The sequence below is a fragment of the Sulfuricella sp. genome, from assembly GCA_041651995.1.
Taxonomy (GTDB): domain Bacteria; phylum Pseudomonadota; class Gammaproteobacteria; order Burkholderiales; family Sulfuricellaceae; genus Sulfurimicrobium.
This window is the reverse complement of sequence record JBAZID010000004.1, coordinates 12,089-27,744: the sequence shown is the minus strand read 5'-3', so window position 1 is coordinate 27,744 and position 15,656 is coordinate 12,089. Positions and strand designations below refer to the sequence as shown.

The following is a 15,656-nucleotide window of genomic DNA, read 5'->3' as shown; positions in this document are numbered from 1 at the left end:
TCACCCCTTGAAACCCCGCAACAGGTAGACCTCGTAATGGCGTATCCAGTCCGGATGCACGGCAAATTCGAGCGGTGCGAGACGGCGGGATTCGGCAAAATGCGATGCCACTTCGTCTATTGAATTATTCCCGGTCACATACAGCAAATCGGTGCCGATATCCTTTGCGGAAAGGCTGTAGAAAAGATCATACTGATGGCGAATCTGTCCTTCCGGATTCCAGCTCCGCATCCCATCGGCCGGGATGCGGCGATGGTAGGCCAGCAGCGCCAGTACCTCGCGGTCCTCGCTCATCAGCCGCGTCCCTTGAAACTCACTCTCGCGCTGGGCAAACTGCCCGCTTAGCTGGTCCCATCCGCGCACCCGTTTGAACGGGTCCGTCGTGCCGCTCAGTTCAACGCCAAGAAGATGCGCCCCACGCTCGTAATGATAAATACCGAACATGAACATGACATTGATAATCAATGCAGCCAGCAGCCAGCGTGGCCGTGAAACGCACCAATGCGCAAGCAGTATGCTGGCCGCGACAAAGCTTGGCGCCGCCCAGTTGGCATGCGCCCGGCCCAGCAAGGCTTGCATGGTGATCACGGCGAGGAAGGTCAGGGAAAATACCGCCAGCAAACGATTGGCCCGGAAACTGGCCGAGCTTTGGCCGACCGCACCGCGCAAGGCCGCCAGCCACAGCACCAGGGCAAGCGGACCGAACACAACGAACTGCCCGCCAAGGAATGTGCCAAGTTCATCCCAGCGCAGCGTCTGTTTGTCCAGATGGGAGATGTACACCGTATGATGCAGTGTCGGCCAGCCGTGCATGGCATTCCACAGCAGGTTGGGCAGGAAGATCAGCACCGCCAGCAGGGCGGCCGCCCATAAACGCGAATTCAGCAAATGGCGGCGCCACTCCGGCACCACCAGGAAAGCAATCAATATGGACGGGGCAAACAACGCCATCGTGTACTTGCTCATCAGGCCCAATCCGCAAGCCAGGCCGAGCAGCAACCAGTGCCGCCAGGCATCCGTTTCAAGCGCGCGGGCGAGCGCCAGCAGGCCGAGCGACCAAAACAAAAACAACAGGACATCGGTGGAAATGATCAGACTGGACAAGGACACGCCTGGCATCAGCAGGAACAGCGCGGCGGCCCATAAGCCGGTGCGCGCATCGTACAGCACCTGCCCGGTGCGGAAGATGAGCAGGGTTGTAACGGGATAGACCAGCAGCGAGCCCAGTTTGACGCAGGACACCCCATCACCGCACAGCCCGGTAGTCAGGGAAATCAGCGCGGCGATCATCGGGGGCTTGGAGAAATAGCCCCAGTCAAGGTTTTGCGCCCACCCCCAGTAATAGGCCTCATCGACATTCAGCAACAGGCCGGTCGTTGCCGGCACCAGCGCGCGATAGGCAGTCAGCACACCGATCAGCAGGATCAGCCACAGATAGGCGCGTGAATCGGACATCCCGGTCAGACGGCTATGCACAAGACTGAATTTTAATATATTGCGAAAACGTCATGCTCAACCCCGAGGCAGGCATATTTATTGAATATGCTTCATAGTATTTTCGATTCATTTTGAACCCGATAACCCATTAGCCAATCCGGCGGATGTCCGCACCCGGCAAGGAGCGCCATATTATCATAATGCCCTCTTCGCAAAACGGCGGCCAGTGATCGCGCGAGCGCAAAGCAGCGCATTATGGATAAGGCGGATTGACTAAAAAATCCTCAGAAACTGGCCTGCTCGACCTCAAGATAGGTGCGGCTTACGTTGCCGCCGATGTTGGCATCGAACCCTTCCAGTTTTTTCCATTCCCGCACATCCAGTTTCTTGCGCGTCTCGCTGTCACTCAGGCCTTTTTTGTAGCCAGCTTCAATACCTGCGTAAAAAGCCGCCATCTGGCGCTGTAACCTGCTCACATCTTCCTGCTTCATCAGGGGGCCATGACCGGGAACGATGGTTTTTGCATCAAACGTCCGCACCTGTTCCAGTGTTCCCACCCAGTTTTTCACCAGGGCTTCACGCATCACCGGAATGGTGTGGTTGACCAGAATGTCGCCTCCCACCAGAACCTTGTCCTCCGGCAGATAAACCATCATGTCGCCCGCTGTATGCGAACCCGTGGGCACCCAGAACTCCAGCCTGATGCCCTGAATGGTCCGTTCGGTGCGGGTGTTTTCCCCCGCGTAGGTCACGCTGGCAGGCACAGGCCGGGTATTGGGCAGTTTGTGGCCGACCAGGCTCTCCACCAGGGCAACCCACTCATCACCGGTCTTGTTCACCATCTCCCGGCAAATTTCCGAACTGATGATTTCGGCTTTTCCAAACACGATATTGCCAAGCACATGATCGCCGTGGTGATGGGTGTTGATGACGTGGGTCACGGGTTTTGTGGTCAATTTCGCAATCGCCTTGCCGAGATGATTCCCGACTTCATCCGAGGCGCCACTGTCGATCAGGATCACGCCCTGATCGCCAATAATCACCGTGCTGTTCACCATGTAGCCCTGATTGTGGGCACTCGGCTGGCCCATGGGTCCGAGCAAGGCATAAACGCGCTCGTTGATTTTGACCACTTTAGGCTGCGGCATGCTGGGCGACGCCCCGGCCACAGCATGGAAGAATATTGCAAATACAATAATAATCAATCTGTTCACGTTTAATCCTTATCTATCACATTAGACTATTTGCGGGCTTCATCTGGCGCTTAAACTTAACACACCATCACTCAATCGAGAATGCTCCCAATGCAATTTCAAGCCAGCACAACAGAATTGTGGCCCGCCATCGCTACCCGCATCTCGCAACTGAATTGCATGGCGATGTGCAGGACCGGCTGTTGAGCGAAATTCGCTGACTCGCCTGCCAAGACAGGGTTTCGGGTTTCATGGTATAAAGCGAAACTCATCAATCAAGCCGCAACCACTCACCTGCCGCGCTAATGAAATTCGGCTTCTACATCATCCTCACGGCGCAATTCTTGTCGGCTCTGGCCGACAATGCCCTGCTCTTTTCCGCCATTGCGATGCTGAAGGAGCTCAGTGCCCCGGACTGGCATATTCCGGTGTTGCAGCAATTCTTCGTCGTATCCTATATCCTGCTTGCCCCCTTTGTCGGCGCCTTTGCCGATGCCATCCCCAAGGGCCGGGTCATGTTCATCAGCAACAGCATCAAGTTTGCCGGCTGTCTGGCCATGCTATTCGGCTTGCACCCGCTCTACGCCTACGGCATCGTGGGCCTGGGCGCGGCAGCTTACTCCCCGGCAAAATACGGCATCCTTACCGAATATCTGCCGCCGTCCAAACTGGTGGTCGCGAATAGCTGGATGGAGGGTGCCACGGTGGCAGCCATCGTGCTGGGCGCCATCATTGGCGGCATTCTCCTGAATCCTTCGCTGTCCGCTTCTCTGCTCTCCAAATGGCAACTGGCAGGCAGCATCAGCGTATCCACATTTGCGGTCATCGCCGTGACGCTGCTGTATGTCAGTGCCGCGGTATTCAACCTGTTCATTCCGCATGTTGCGATTGATCACAAATTACCCAAAAAGAACCCCCTGTACGTACTGCATGATTTCTGGCATTCCTTTGTCCTGCTGTGGCGCGACCCGCAGGGCCAGATTTCGCTGGCCGTTACTACCCTGTTCTGGGGCGCCGGTGCCACGCTGCGTCTGGTGGTGCTGACCTGGGCAGGCCTGATTCTGAAATTCGACATCGAAAGGGCTACCCAGCTGACCGCCGTGGTGGCAGTGGGAATTGCTGTGGGTGCGGTTGTGGCAGGAAAATTCGTCACCCTGGAAAAATCCGTCAAGATACTCCCGGCCGGGATACTGATGGGCTTCACCGTCATGTCCATGGTTCTGGTCGACGACTGGCGCATAGCGATCGCGCTGCTGTTCGTGATCGGCGCGCTGGGCGGGTTCTTCGTGGTACCGATGAACGCCCTGCTGCAACATCGCGGCCATTTGCTGATGGGGGCCGGGCATTCCATTGCAGTGCAGAATTTCAACGAAAACATCAGCATTCTGCTGCTGCTCGGCGGCTATGCGATGATGATCAAGTCGGGCCTGCACATCAACACCATCACCATCATCTTCGGCGCCTTTGTCAGCCTCTCGATGTGGCTGATTTATTACCGCTACCAGCGCGTCATCGCTTCTTCGTAGAAAAAATCAGCCGGAAACATCCTGAGCCGTGTTTTGCAAGCCCTGCATGGTGCGCACGGCGAAGCACAAATCCTCCCAGGCTTTTGACTTGTCCTGCAGGCTGCGCAGCAGATAGGCGGGGTGATAGGTCACGATCAGCGGAATGCCCTCTGCCTGGTGCAGTTTTCCGCGCAGGCTGGCGATGGTACGGTCCGTTTCCAGCAACCGTTGCGCCGCCACCTTGCCGAGCGCGACAATCAGCCTGGGGCGGATCAACGCGATCTGGCGGGTCAGGTAAGGCTCGCACGCAGCCACTTCATCCGGCTGCGGATTGCGATTTTCGGGTGGACGGCATTTGACGGTATTGGCAATATACACATTGCGGCCACGCTTCAGGCTGATGGCCGCCAGCATGTTGTCGAGCAGCTTGCCGGCCTGCCCGACAAAGGGCTCACCCAGCTTGTCCTCTTCCGCGCCCGGCCCCTCCCCCACCAGCAGCCAGCCGGCCTGCTCGTCGCCGGTGCCGAAAACCGTCTGAGTGCGGGATTCATGCAGACGGCAGGCCGTGCAAGCAGAGACGGCCAGCTTGAGTTCGTTCCATTCCATGGACAGGATGGCTTCGCGCCGGCCCGTGGCGTCCGGTCCTGTAGGTCGGGCTTCAGCCCGAGGCGTCGGGCTGAAGCCCGGCCTGCAATCTTCATGCGGGTTTGGCAAGGCACATTCCAGAGCGGGCGTTTCCCCCAAGGACGTGGCCGTACCGCTAGCGCGCAACCGCCACACCGGCCACAGATTCAGCTCCTGGAGCACATCCTGGCGCGGCATTACAGGGAAGACCCCATCACGATGGCATCCTCGCGGCCATTGGCGGCCGGATAGTAGTTGCGGCGCAAGCCGATTTCATTGAAACCCTCGCTGAGATAGAGCTCAATGGCCTTCCGGTTGGAAGGGCGCACTTCAAGAAACATCATGTCCGCCTTGTCTTGCCGCGCGATGTCAATCAGATGCCGCAGGAATTTGCGTCCCAGGCCCTGGCTCTGCCAATCGTGAGCAATGCCCAGATTGAGCAAATGCGCCTCGCCCGCGGCAATCATCAGAATGGCGTAACCGATCGGGTGGTCGCAAAAATCATAGACCCAGCAACTGTAGCCAGCGCTGAGAGAGTCCGTGAAATTACCCAGGGTCCAGGGGAATTGGTAAATCTTCTGCTCGACAGACAGCACTGCCGTCACATCACCCGCTTGCATGGGCCTGAGCACGGGTCTTTGGTAATTATTGAGTTGCGCGTTCATTTTCTCTCTGCCGTTTTCAGCGCGACCTTGTTGCGAATATAGAGCGGTGCCGCCAGTGCGGCATCCCTTCCAAGCCCCTGTCCGAACAGGGGCGCGGCCAGCTTCACCATCTCGCGCGCCTGGGGATAGACGCTGCCATCCGAGGAAAGCACTTGTCCCGCATAGCGTAGCTGCAACGCCTCCGCATAAGCAGCAAAGCCGCTTCCGGCTCCAATCCATCCTGTACCGGGAAGTGCGGGCGCATCCTTGGCAAAGCATAAGCTGGGCTCGCTGACGGTCAGCCATGCAGCATGCCGCTTTTCATACGCCGCATGATAGATCTCGCCGATCCGGGCATCGAGGCAGGCAAGCACCCGGTCGCCCGGCGCGGCCTCCGCCAGAGCCAGCAGGGTGGATATTCCCAGAACCGGCAGGTCTGCCCCCAAAGCCAGCCCCTGCGCCACGCCGCAACCAATGCGCAAGCCGGTAAAGGAGCCCGGCCCCTCGCCAAAGGCGATGCCATCCAGTGATTTGAGTGTGACTCCCGCCTCGCCCAGCACCTCTTCCAGCATCGGCAAAATCAGGTCCGAATGGCGCTGACCGGCCAGTTCCTGGCGCGAAAGCACCTCCCCGTCCAGCCACAGGGCGACAGAGCAATTTTCGGTAGAGGTATCGAGTGCAAGCAGCTTCATCAATGCGCCATGTAAACTTCGAATTCAATCCAGCGTCCGCGCCGCTTCTCTTTCGGCAGTGCAGTAATACGCGCTTCCAGATGCTGCCCATGATCCATGAAGCGCGCCAGCGCGGCGTTGTCCGTGCGCGGCACATGCCCCAGCTTGTGGCCCTGCCACTCCACGCCGATGGCATTGCCATCATGGGGATTATCGGCCTCGCGCACCAGCTTCAGCTCATCGCCCGTCTTCAGCTGCGGCCACAACTTGCGCCCCTCGTAGTACTTGAAACCGGCCAGGCGCGAGCTTTGCAGGTAAACCTTCGCTTCTGCTTCAGGCTGCTGTGCCCAGGCATTTCCCGCACCGGCAAGCAGCAGAAACAGGCCGCATTTTACCCAAATCCGCTTCATTCTTGAAACCTCGCTTGAACCACGGAGCACACGGAGAGCACGAAGAAAAACAAGATTATGACGGAAATCCTGGCACCACCCGGCGGGTAATGCACGAAACCCACCTAACACTTTGACATAACTCCGTGTTCTCCGTGGTTATCTGCTTTTTACAGGTTCATTTCTGGGCAAAGAACGCTTCCACGTCCTTCAGTTCCCGCGAACGCTTCATCGGCGGCAGGCTTTGCCAGATGCGCTTGCCATAGGACTTGGTCAGCATGCGCGGGTCGCAGATCATCAGCACGCCGCGATCGGTCTCATCCCGGATCAGGCGCCCTGCCCCCTGTTTCAGGGTGATGACCGCATGCGGCAGCTGGTATTCCATGAAGGCGTTGCGCCCCTCGCGGTTGATTTTCTCGATGCGTGCCGCCAGAACCGGATCATCCGGCGGCGAGAATGGCAGCTTGTCGATGATCACCAGCGACAGCGCCGAGCCGCGCACATCCACCCCCTCCCAGAAGCTCTGGCTGGCCACCAGCACCGCATTGCCCAGCTTGCGAAAACGCTCCAGCAATTCGGTGCGTGAGCCCTCGCCCTGCAGCAGCAGAGGGAAATCCAGCCCTTCCTTGGCAAACGCCTCCTTGAGCAGGCCATGCGCCAGCCGCATGGCGCGCAAGCTGGTGCAGAGCAGAAATGCCCGTCCGCCGCTGGCCCGGATCACCGGCAATGCCGCCTCTACGACGGATTCGGTATAGTCGCCGCTATTGGGGTCCGGCATGGCCTGTGGTGCGTAGAGGATGGCCTGTTTTTCGTAATCGAACGGACTTTCCCAGTATCCGGTGGCCGCTTCCAGCAGCCCCATTTGCCCCTGATAATGGCCGAAATCCCTTTTTACGGCCAATGTGGCGGAAGTAAAAATCCAGGCGCGCGCCTGCCCCGCCAGCTGTTTGCTGAAAATTTCCGCAATCGAAAGTGGCGTGGCATTCAGTTGCAGCGCATGGCTGAACACCTCCACCCAGCGCACGAAATCCAGCCCGGACTCGTCCTGCCAGTGACGGAGTTTGCCAGCCAGTTCCTGCCCTCTTTGCCAGCAATTGCCCAGGCCTTCGCTGCGCTCGGCCTGCGATTCCAGCAATTTGACCAGTTCGGCGAGTTGCTTGTTCACCCCGGCCAGGGCTTCGTTGAAAGCGGGCAACGCTTGCGCGCGCTGCATCGGCATGCGGCCGGTATCCTGTGAAAACACCAGGCGCAAGTCGCGCGCGGCTTTTTCCAGCGCCGCTGTCGCATCAGGCAAAGCGGTAAAATCTTTCGCCGAGGTCAGCGCCTCGCCCAGGCTATCGCGCGCCAGTTCCAGTATCTGGCTGGTGCTCAAGCTATCGCCGAAAAACAGGCTGGCTGTTTCCGGCAACTGGTGAGCCTCGTCAAAAATCACGGTGTTGCTGGCCGGCAACAGCTCCGCCAGCCCCTCGTCGCGCAGCATCACGTCGGCAAAAAACAGGTGATGGTTGACCACCACCACGTCCGCGGCCTGAGCCCTGCGGCGTGCCTCCAGCACAAAACAGTCCTTGTGATAAGCACATTCCTGCCCCAGGCAGTTGTCGCGCGAAGAAGTGACGAAAGGCCAGATGCCGGCATCTTCAGGCACCGCGCCCAAACCGCTTTTATCGCCGTCGCTGCTGATCTTGGCGTAACGTTCGATCAGCGGCAGGTATTTGACATCCTCACGATTGAAAAAGCGCCCCTCATTGCGCGCCCGTTCAAGGTGGTAATGACAGACATAATTGGCGCGCCCCTTGAGCATCGCCACCGTGACCGGCACCTGAAGCGCGGCGCGCACGGCCGGAATGTCGCGGTTGAAAAGCTGGTCTTGCAGGGTCTTGGTGCCGGTGGAAACGATCACCTTGCCGCCGGAAAGCAGCGCCGGGATCAGGTAGGCAAAGGTTTTACCCGTCCCCGTCCCGGCCTCGGCCACCAGAACCTCATGCTTCTCGATCGCCCCGGCAATGGCGTGGGCCATTTCCAGCTGCTGCGGACGCAGGCGGTAGCCCTCCGCTGCCTTGGCAAGGGGTCCATCATCAGAAAAAATCAGATCCAGATCGGGCATTCGGTATCAGGGGAAAAACATGGCACGCGGTGAGTGCGCAAAGATTTAATTGGAAGGGTGAAGTTTACCGGATTTGCCGAATTAATGACGATTGGAGCGCCAGATCGAGAAAACGATCCAGATGCTGTTGAAAAAAGCCAGCAGGAAACCGAGCAGGCCGAACAAGGGCAGGCCGAACAGGGTCGGTCCGCCTTCGACCGTCATGACGATGGAGGAGCCGATCACCAGGGAAGCGGTCATGATGGCCATGGTCAGGCGGTTGGCGCTGTGATCGATTTGCTGGCCAAAATGATCCAGGCGTTTCAGGTCGAGGTCGATCCTGAATTTACCGCGGCGAACTTCCCGGATCAGGCGAACGATATCGCGCGGCAAGCCGGTCATTAAGCCATAGACCTGGTTGAAATCCTGCCAGCCGCGTTGCCATATGGCGCCCGGGGTGTAACGTTCGCGAATCACCCGCTCGACGAATGGCTCGAGACGGCTGATCAGGTGAAATCCGGGATCAAGCTGATGGCCCAGTCCTTCCAGGGTAATCAATGCCTTGAACAGCAGGGTCAAATCGGATGGCAGCACCAGCGAATGCTCGCGCATGATCATGGTGATTTCCTGCAGCAAGGTGCCCAGACGAACATCCTTGAGCTGAATGTTTTCATAGTTCACCACCAGATCGCCGACGTCGGCGGCCAGCTTGCTGTCATCCACGCTGGCATCCCCCGTCCACTCCAGCAGGACTTCCAGCATGCCCTGCTCATTGCGCCGCGCCAGGGAAGCGAGCAGATCCACGATCTGGTTGCGCCGCTCTTGAGTCAGGCGCCCCACCATGCCGAAGTCCAGCATGGCCAGGCGGTTTCCCGGCAAGTAAAAAACGTTGCCGGGATGAGGATCGGCATGAAAATAGCCATCGATCAAAATCATTTTGAGTACGGCGTCGGCGCCATACGCCGCCAGCATCTTGCGGTCAAGACCGGCCGCATCTACCGCGGCAAGACTGTTGCCGGGGATGCCGTCAATCCGTTGCTGAACATTCATGACTTCGCTGGTCCACTCCCAATAAACCTTGGGGATCAGGACAGTTTGATCTGTGGAAAAATTGTGGGCAAAGCGATCCATATTGCGCGCTTCACGTGCCAGGTCCAGCTCACGGCGCAGGGAGCGTGAAAATTCGGCGACGACTTGTACCGGCTGGTAACGCCGTGCCTCAGGCAGTTCGGATTCGAGGAGTTGCGCGATATGCGCCAGAATTCGCAGATCGGCTTCAATTTTCTGCTCAATATCGGGACGGCGGATTTTAAGCACAACCTCGGTGCCGTCCTTCAACTGTGCCAGATGCACCTGGGCGATGGAAGCGGCAGCCACCGGCGTGGTTTGCACCTCGTTAAAGATTTCCAGCGGAGATGCGCCTAAAGCGGCGATCAACTGCGGCAACAAGGTTTCAAATGGAACGGGTGGAACCTCGCTTTGCAGTTTTTCAAATTCACTGATCCAGTTCGAGGGAAACATGTCCACCCGGCTTGCCAGGACCTGACCCAGTTTGACGAATGTCGGCCCCAGTTCCTCCAGCGCGCGCCGCACTCGAACCGCGGGTTCGAGATGCATGATCTCTTCGGCCTCGCTCCAGTGAAGGACGCGGCCAGCACGCTCCAGCGCCCCGATGATGCCGAGGCGGCGCGCCACATCCCCCCAGCCGTAGCGGATGAATACCGTGGTAATTTCATGCAGGCGGGAAATATCCCTCATCACTTTCAACGTTTCCAGCAGCATGACCGAGCCTATTTTTTCTGCGATTTCTCGTGCAAGACGTCAGCCATGCCGGCCAGAATGCCGCTCGCCAGCGCCGCAAGGCGGCTTGCCACTGTCTGGGCGGCCTCCTGACCACTTGACTTTCCGGCCTGCAATGTCGCTGAAATGCCCTTACTCAGATCACCCAGGCTGGCCTTGACGCTGGCGCCCGTGTCGGTGCCGGAATGACGCGCATGGTCCACTGCGGCTTTAAGTTCCTGTTTGATTTTGCCGCCCGCAGTTTCAGCCACCTGACCCAGGGTATCGAGAAAAGCCTGCTCCGTGATTTTCATGTCATCCAGCGCGGGCTGAAGGTCCTGTGCGGAGAACTCCTTGCCCTGCGAGATCATTTCCTGCAATGCCAGATGCGTCGCCTGCGCTGCTTTGAGCAATGCGGCATCAAGGCCGGAAATCGCCGCGGCAAGGGCTTCTTTCACTTCGCCGCCACGTTGTTCCGCCCCCAGGCTTACACCCTCTGCCACGGAGCGCACCACAGCGCGCACTTCGGAAATATCCAGACGCCGCTCCCGCAGGGCTCGCAAGGTCAGGTCATGAACCCGGGTCCGAATATCGCCGTCATCCTGCATGGATGCACTGGCAGCCGTTACAATTTCCTGAGACGTCAACGGTTTACTCATGATGGTTCTCCTTTAGAATGAAGATGCTATGTCTGTTAGGTTAAAGCATTTTCAGGCTTTACAACAGCATGCTTTCCGGATAAATTACGCCCCCATGGGATTAAACAACAAGCTCATCATCGGCTTTCTTCTGCTGTCCGCTGGTTCCGCCGTGGCCGAGGAGGCGATTCAAATTGCACCGGCTCCCGAGGCTGTCTCCAGCACCCTTGAGACCCGCCATTCTTCCGGTGTTTCAGACATGCTCGGTTACGCCCGGAATCTGATCGGCATCAATTACAAATACGGCGGCAACAACCCCAGCACGGGCTTTGATTGCAGCGGCTATGTCAGCCATGTCTTCCGCCAGATGGCGGGCTTTTCACTGCCGCACAATGCCCTGGCCATGAGCCGGCTTGGCAAGAAAATTTCTCCGGATGAATTGAAGCCAGGCGATCTGGTCTTTTTCAATACCCTGAAACGCTCCTTTTCCCATGTTGGCATTTACGTCGGGAATGACCGGTTTATCCATGCACCGAGCTCTGGCGGCGGCGTTGAAGTAGTCAGCATGCAGGACAAATACTGGGTACAGCGCTTTAACGGCGCACGCCGGCTGCTTATTTTGCAGTTGCCCGCTGGATTGCTGAACGAATAAGCGGCAAAGCTGCGAGCGCGGCCCTCTCGCCCTCCATGATGGCCTGATGTTTCTGCTCGAAGCCCGTTGACCCTATCGTACCGGTATCCGGGCGAATGACCACATCCGCTCCAGCCAGTTCGTACTGGCCTATGGTCTGCCCCATGATGCTGAAGGTCTGGAGTATTACATCCACGCTATCGCTCACCTTGGCATATTTTGGCCGGCTGGAAATATCGACCGCAATGACCACATCCGCACCAAGACTGCGAGCCACCTTGACGGGGATCGGGCTGGTCAGGCCACCGTCAACATATTCACGTCCATTGATGCTGACTGGCTGAAATATGCCGGGCACACTACTGGAAGCCCGCACCGCCGCGCCTGCATTGCCACGCCGGAAAACTGCCGTCTCTCCGTTGCCAAGATCGGTTGCCACGGCTGCAAAAGTTTTTCCCAGGCTCTCGATCGGCTTATTCTGCAAGGCGCGGTTGACAAAGTTCTGCAACAGTTCACCCTTGATGAACCCCCTGTTAGGCAGGGTCCAGTCGCCGACGCTGCTCTCGTCCAGCTGGAAGGCAATTTTCTGTAGTTCAAAGCCATTGTAGCCCGCCGCGTAAAGGGCGCCCACCATGCTTCCGGCACTGGTTCCAACCACGATCTGCGGATAAATTCCATGCGACTCCAGGGCTTTGAGCACGCCAACATGGGCAAACCCTCGCGCCGCCCCGCCGCCCAGCGCAATGGCGATTTTTGGAGCATGTGCCTTGACCGGCACAACTGGCCTGGTTTCGGGCTGAATGGTCGCGCAGCCTGACAAGGCAAGCACGAAACCCAGCCCAAACATTAAGATTTTCAACGTACATTCTCCAATTTATGTAGCGCGGCGCAGAGTATCTTCCTGAATCAATATTGACAACTTACTTTGAACATCGAGGTTTAGGGAAGCGCTGATTTAGCGCTTCCCTGGCAAATCCTGTGCAGATAAACGTCCGAATGCGACAATGCTATTTGACAACGACAGGCCATGCGCCAATTACTTCATAAAATCAATGGGCAAAAGACGAATGTTCGCACGAAACATGAAATTTAGCGTGGGCGCCGGTTTTGCGCTGGTACTTGCGTTGATGGTTGCACTGACGGTGCTCGGCCTGAATCAGATGGCTGCCATCAACAGCCGTCTGGAAAGGATCGTGAATCAGAACAACGTCAAAATCGAACTTGCCACGACCATGCGGGATGCGCTGCGCGAACGTGCGATCAGCATGCATTCCATCGTGGTCCTGCAGGATCCCTTTGCCCAGGATGAAGAATTGCAGCGGTTTTATGATCTGGGCTCCAGTTTCTCCAAGGCACGGCAAAAATTGCAGCTTATGAACCTCAATATTGTCGAGGAATTCACGCTGGAGCAAATCAATTCCCTGTCCATGGTGACCCAGCCCATCGTCATCAGGACAATAGAATATGCCCTCGATCACGACAGAAGCTCGGCGCTGGCGATGCTGCAGAAAGAAGCCATCCCATCCCAGAGGAAATTGCTGAACGAGCTGGATGCCCTGCTCATGGAGCAGCAAGACGCCAGCCGCAAAGCGGCTGAGGAAGCCGCTCTGTCATTCCGGCAGACTGAATGGCTGATGTTCATGCTGGGCACCGCCGCTGCATTTCTGGGCGTGTTTATTGCCTTTTTTGTCATCCGCCGCGCAGCCCAGCAAACTCTGGAAATTGAAAAACAGCAGCTGAAATTCAAGACCCTGTTCGAAACCAATTCAGACGGCATCGTGCTGATGGATCAGAGTCATTTTATGGACTGCAACGCTGCAGCGCTGCGCATGTTTCAGTTTGATTCCGTACAGCAATTCACCCGCCTGAGCCCCACAGATCTTGGCCCCCCAGTCCAGAAGAATGGCACCCCGACACTGGATTATGCCATTGCCCATATCAGGCAAGCGGAGGCGGAGGGCCACTGTCACTTCGAATGGAGCGGGAAACGAGCTGATGGCAGCATTTTTCCGGCCGAAATCGCCTTGCATTCCATGACGCTGGAAAATCAGGTCATTACGCAGGCAATCATCCATGACATCACCGAGCGAAAAGTGGCCGAGGAAGAATTACGCCAGGCTTACGATGCAGCGCTTGAAGCCTCGAAGATGAAATCGGAATTCGTGGCCAACGTCAGCCATGAAATCCGTACCCCGATGAATGGCATTATCGGCATGGTCAGCCTGCTGCTGGATACGCCTCTGAACCATGAGCAAAGGGATTATGCCGAAACAGTCAATCAGTCCGCCGCCGCCCTGCTCACCATCATCAATGACATCCTGGATTTCTCCAAGATCGAGGCGGGCAAGCTCGAACTTGAAGTGATCGATTTCAACCTGCTGCAAACGGTTGAGAATGTGGCCGAACTTTTTGCCCAGCGCGCCCAGTTCAAGGGGCTGGAACTGATATGTGACATCGATCCCGCCCTGCCGCACCGGCTGCGCGGAGACCCTGGGCGGTTGCGCCAGATCCTGGCCAACCTGACCGACAACGCCATCAAGTTCACCGATCAGGGCGAAGTGGCCATCAAGGTTTCATTGCAGGAAGAAACACCCTCCGCACTTCTGCTGCGTTTTGAAGTGCGTGATACCGGCATTGGCATCACGCCCCAGGCCAAAATCCGCCTCTTTCAGTCCTTTTCCCAGGCCGATGGCTCGACAACCCGAAAATATGGCGGCACAGGCCTGGGCCTGGCCATTTCAAAGCAATTAATCGAACTCATGGGGGGGGAGATCGACATGAGCAGCCAGGAAGAGCAAGGTAGCCAGTTCTGGTTCACGGCACGCCTTGAAAAACAGGGTGATGCTGCACACCCTCCCGGCAAGGTATCCCTCAGCGGCCGTCGCGCACTCGTCCTGATTCCGAACCTCAGTCTTTTACGCATGGTGAGCGGCCTGCTCAATCAATGGGGCATTATTTGCCACCACGACTTACCCGCCCCACCACAGGACTCCGCTGCACAGGACTCCTTCGATCTGGTCATTCTGGATATTTCCCGCTCCGAAGATGTGGCAAAACTGCGCATGCTGGGTAAAAACCTGCCCACCCCGGAAAAATGGATTCTGCTCTTGCCTGTTACGCAGCGGCAGCGGCTTCCAGGCCTGCCTGATGCAATCTACCTTACCAAGCCAGTGCTCCAGCAGCGCATGCTCGATGCCATCCTCGAAGCCAGCGGAGAAATTGCGAAGAGAGGGATCGAAGCGGGCCAGGGCACAAACAGTGAAATCACCCTGCCCTCGCCATTGCGCGTCCTGGTGGCCGAAGACAATGGCGTCAATCAGAAGGTTATCCAGCACATGCTGAAAAAGCTGGGAATCGAGCCCGAAATAGTCGGAAATGGGAATGAAGCACTCCAGGCAATGAGCCGCTCCAGCCACGACCTGATTCTGATGGATTGCCAGATGCCGGAAATGGACGGGTTTGAAGCCACTGCCGAGATTCGCCGCATGGAACAGGCGAATGGCGTTCACCGGATCATTGTGGCCATGACGGCCAACGCCATGCCCGGCGACCGCGACCGCTGCCTGAATGCGGGTATGGACGATTACCTGGTCAAACCGGTTAACCGTGAAAATCTGGCAAGGTTACTGCGTGAAATCAAACCATTACCGTCCAATTCTCATGCCGCAATTGACGAAGCTCGCCTGAAGGCCACCCTGGGCAACGATCAGGAATTTCATCGTGAAATGATCTCGCTGTACGTCGACAGCACGCGACCCCTGCTGCATGAAATTTCACGGGCGCTGGCTGCGCAGGACGCTATTGGGTGCAAAAATAGCGCGCACGAGATCAAGGGTGCTTCCACCTATATTGGGGCCACGAGCATGGCAGAGTGCGCACGGCAACTGGAGCATGCCGTGCAGGAGCTGGACTGGGTGCGCGCAATGCAGCATCTGCGGCAGCTGGAAAGTGGCTTCGATCAGGTAGCCCGCTATCTGGAGAAGATGCCCGACCTGAAAGCCTGATCCCGTTTGCTCCCCGCTTTATCCTAAAAACCTCAGTTCGATCACCACGGAGAACACG

Annotated in this window: 13 protein-coding genes; 3 read left to right on the top strand and 10 right to left on the bottom strand. The window is 57.4% G+C overall.

What is annotated here, in order from left to right:
• Together WC392_07650 and WC392_07645 are read right to left on the bottom strand one after the other, a co-directional pair.
• The gene (locus WC392_07650; protein ID MFA5242234.1) at positions 1-1,455 is read right to left on the bottom strand and encodes a glycosyltransferase family 39 protein; all 1,455 of its coding nucleotides are present in this window, start codon (positions 1,453-1,455) and stop codon (positions 1-3) included.
• Positions 1,456-1,721: 266 nt separating this feature from the next.
• A complete protein-coding gene (locus WC392_07645) occupies positions 1,722-2,585 on the bottom strand; it encodes an MBL fold metallo-hydrolase (protein MFA5242233.1) in 864 nt (287 codons plus the stop codon).
• Between the two features lie 350 nt (positions 2,586-2,935).
• On the opposite strand from WC392_07645, the gene lplT reads away from it, so the two are divergent.
• Positions 2,936-4,156 carry a lysophospholipid transporter LplT gene (gene lplT / locus WC392_07640; GenBank protein ID MFA5242232.1) on the top strand — a complete coding sequence of 407 codons (1,221 nt, stop codon included), beginning with the start codon at positions 2,936-2,938 and terminating at the stop codon, positions 4,154-4,156.
• A 6-nt stretch (positions 4,157-4,162) separates the two neighbouring features.
• Here lplT and WC392_07635 read toward each other — a convergent pair whose 3' ends face one another.
• The 7 genes from WC392_07635 to WC392_07605 all read right to left on the bottom strand — a co-directional run bounded on the left by WC392_07635 (position 4,163) and on the right by WC392_07605 (position 10,984).
• Positions 4,163-4,957, bottom strand: a complete 795-nt coding sequence (locus WC392_07635; protein MFA5242231.1) for a uracil-DNA glycosylase — start codon at positions 4,955-4,957, stop codon at positions 4,163-4,165.
• The gene (rimI, locus tag WC392_07630; GenBank protein MFA5242230.1) at positions 4,957-5,424 is read right to left on the bottom strand and encodes a ribosomal protein S18-alanine N-acetyltransferase; all 468 of its coding nucleotides are present in this window, start codon (positions 5,422-5,424) and stop codon (positions 4,957-4,959) included. The genes WC392_07635 and rimI overlap by 1 nt, the downstream gene beginning before the upstream one ends.
• Positions 5,421-6,095 (bottom strand): tRNA (adenosine(37)-N6)-threonylcarbamoyltransferase complex dimerization subunit type 1 TsaB, encoded by a 675-nt coding sequence (tsaB, locus tag WC392_07625; protein MFA5242229.1) that lies wholly within the window; start codon positions 6,093-6,095, stop codon positions 5,421-5,423. Before tsaB ends, rimI begins: the two co-directional genes overlap by 4 nt.
• Positions 6,095-6,484, bottom strand: a complete 390-nt coding sequence (locus WC392_07620; GenBank protein ID MFA5242228.1) for an HIRAN domain-containing protein — start codon at positions 6,482-6,484, stop codon at positions 6,095-6,097. Before WC392_07620 ends, tsaB begins: the two co-directional genes overlap by 1 nt.
• Before the next feature lie 157 nt (positions 6,485-6,641).
• Positions 6,642-8,567, bottom strand: a complete 1,926-nt coding sequence (locus WC392_07615; GenBank protein ID MFA5242227.1) for an ATP-dependent DNA helicase — start codon at positions 8,565-8,567, stop codon at positions 6,642-6,644.
• Positions 8,568-8,648: 81 nt separating this feature from the next.
• Entirely contained in the window at positions 8,649-10,328 is a 1,680-nt protein-coding gene (locus tag WC392_07610) for an AarF/UbiB family protein (protein MFA5242226.1), read from the bottom strand.
• Between the two features lie 8 nt (positions 10,329-10,336).
• Positions 10,337-10,984, bottom strand: a complete 648-nt coding sequence (locus WC392_07605) for a DUF6781 family protein (GenBank protein ID MFA5242225.1) — start codon at positions 10,982-10,984, stop codon at positions 10,337-10,339.
• A gap of 94 nt (positions 10,985-11,078) precedes the next feature.
• Between WC392_07605 and WC392_07600 the strand changes: the two genes are divergently transcribed.
• Positions 11,079-11,615 carry a C40 family peptidase gene (locus WC392_07600; GenBank protein ID MFA5242224.1) on the top strand — a complete coding sequence of 179 codons (537 nt, stop codon included), beginning with the start codon at positions 11,079-11,081 and terminating at the stop codon, positions 11,613-11,615.
• Here the strand turns inward: WC392_07600 and WC392_07595 are convergent.
• On the bottom strand, positions 11,578-12,453 hold the full coding sequence (locus WC392_07595) for a patatin-like phospholipase family protein (protein ID MFA5242223.1): 876 nt from the start codon (positions 12,451-12,453) through the stop codon (positions 11,578-11,580). The genes WC392_07600 and WC392_07595 overlap by 38 nt on opposite strands.
• Before the next feature lie 223 nt (positions 12,454-12,676).
• On the opposite strand from WC392_07595, the gene WC392_07590 reads away from it, so the two are divergent.
• Positions 12,677-15,598: an ATP-binding protein gene (locus tag WC392_07590; GenBank protein ID MFA5242222.1), complete on the top strand. Its 2,922-nt coding sequence runs from the start codon at positions 12,677-12,679 to the stop codon at positions 15,596-15,598.
• The last annotated feature ends 58 nt before the right edge of the window (positions 15,599-15,656 follow it).

What these genes read in the sequence shown, in the direction of transcription:
- WC392_07650 (MFA5242234.1), bottom strand. Translation starts at nt 1,455, where the DNA reads ATGTCCGATTCACGCGCCTATCTGTGGCTGATCCTGCTGATCGGTGTG.
- WC392_07645 (MFA5242233.1), bottom strand. Translation starts at nt 2,585, where the DNA reads ATGCCGCAGCCTAAAGTGGTCAAAATCAACGAGCGCGTTTATGCCTTG.
- lplT (MFA5242232.1), top strand. Translation starts at nt 2,936, where the DNA reads ATGAAATTCGGCTTCTACATCATCCTCACGGCGCAATTCTTGTCGGCT.
- WC392_07635 (MFA5242231.1), bottom strand. Translation starts at nt 4,957, where the DNA reads ATGCCGCGCCAGGATGTGCTCCAGGAGCTGAATCTGTGGCCGGTGTGG.
- rimI (MFA5242230.1), bottom strand. Translation starts at nt 5,424, where the DNA reads ATGAACGCGCAACTCAATAATTACCAAAGACCCGTGCTCAGGCCCATG.
- tsaB (MFA5242229.1), bottom strand. Translation starts at nt 6,095, where the DNA reads ATGAAGCTGCTTGCACTCGATACCTCTACCGAAAATTGCTCTGTCGCC.
- WC392_07620 (MFA5242228.1), bottom strand. Translation starts at nt 6,484, where the DNA reads ATGAAGCGGATTTGGGTAAAATGCGGCCTGTTTCTGCTGCTTGCCGGT.
- WC392_07615 (MFA5242227.1), bottom strand. Translation starts at nt 8,567, where the DNA reads ATGCCCGATCTGGATCTGATTTTTTCTGATGATGGACCCCTTGCCAAG.
- WC392_07610 (MFA5242226.1), bottom strand. Translation starts at nt 10,328, where the DNA reads ATGCTGCTGGAAACGTTGAAAGTGATGAGGGATATTTCCCGCCTGCAT.
- WC392_07605 (MFA5242225.1), bottom strand. Translation starts at nt 10,984, where the DNA reads ATGAGTAAACCGTTGACGTCTCAGGAAATTGTAACGGCTGCCAGTGCA.
- WC392_07600 (MFA5242224.1), top strand. Translation starts at nt 11,079, where the DNA reads ATGGGATTAAACAACAAGCTCATCATCGGCTTTCTTCTGCTGTCCGCT.
- WC392_07590 (MFA5242222.1), top strand. Translation starts at nt 12,677, where the DNA reads ATGAAATTTAGCGTGGGCGCCGGTTTTGCGCTGGTACTTGCGTTGATG.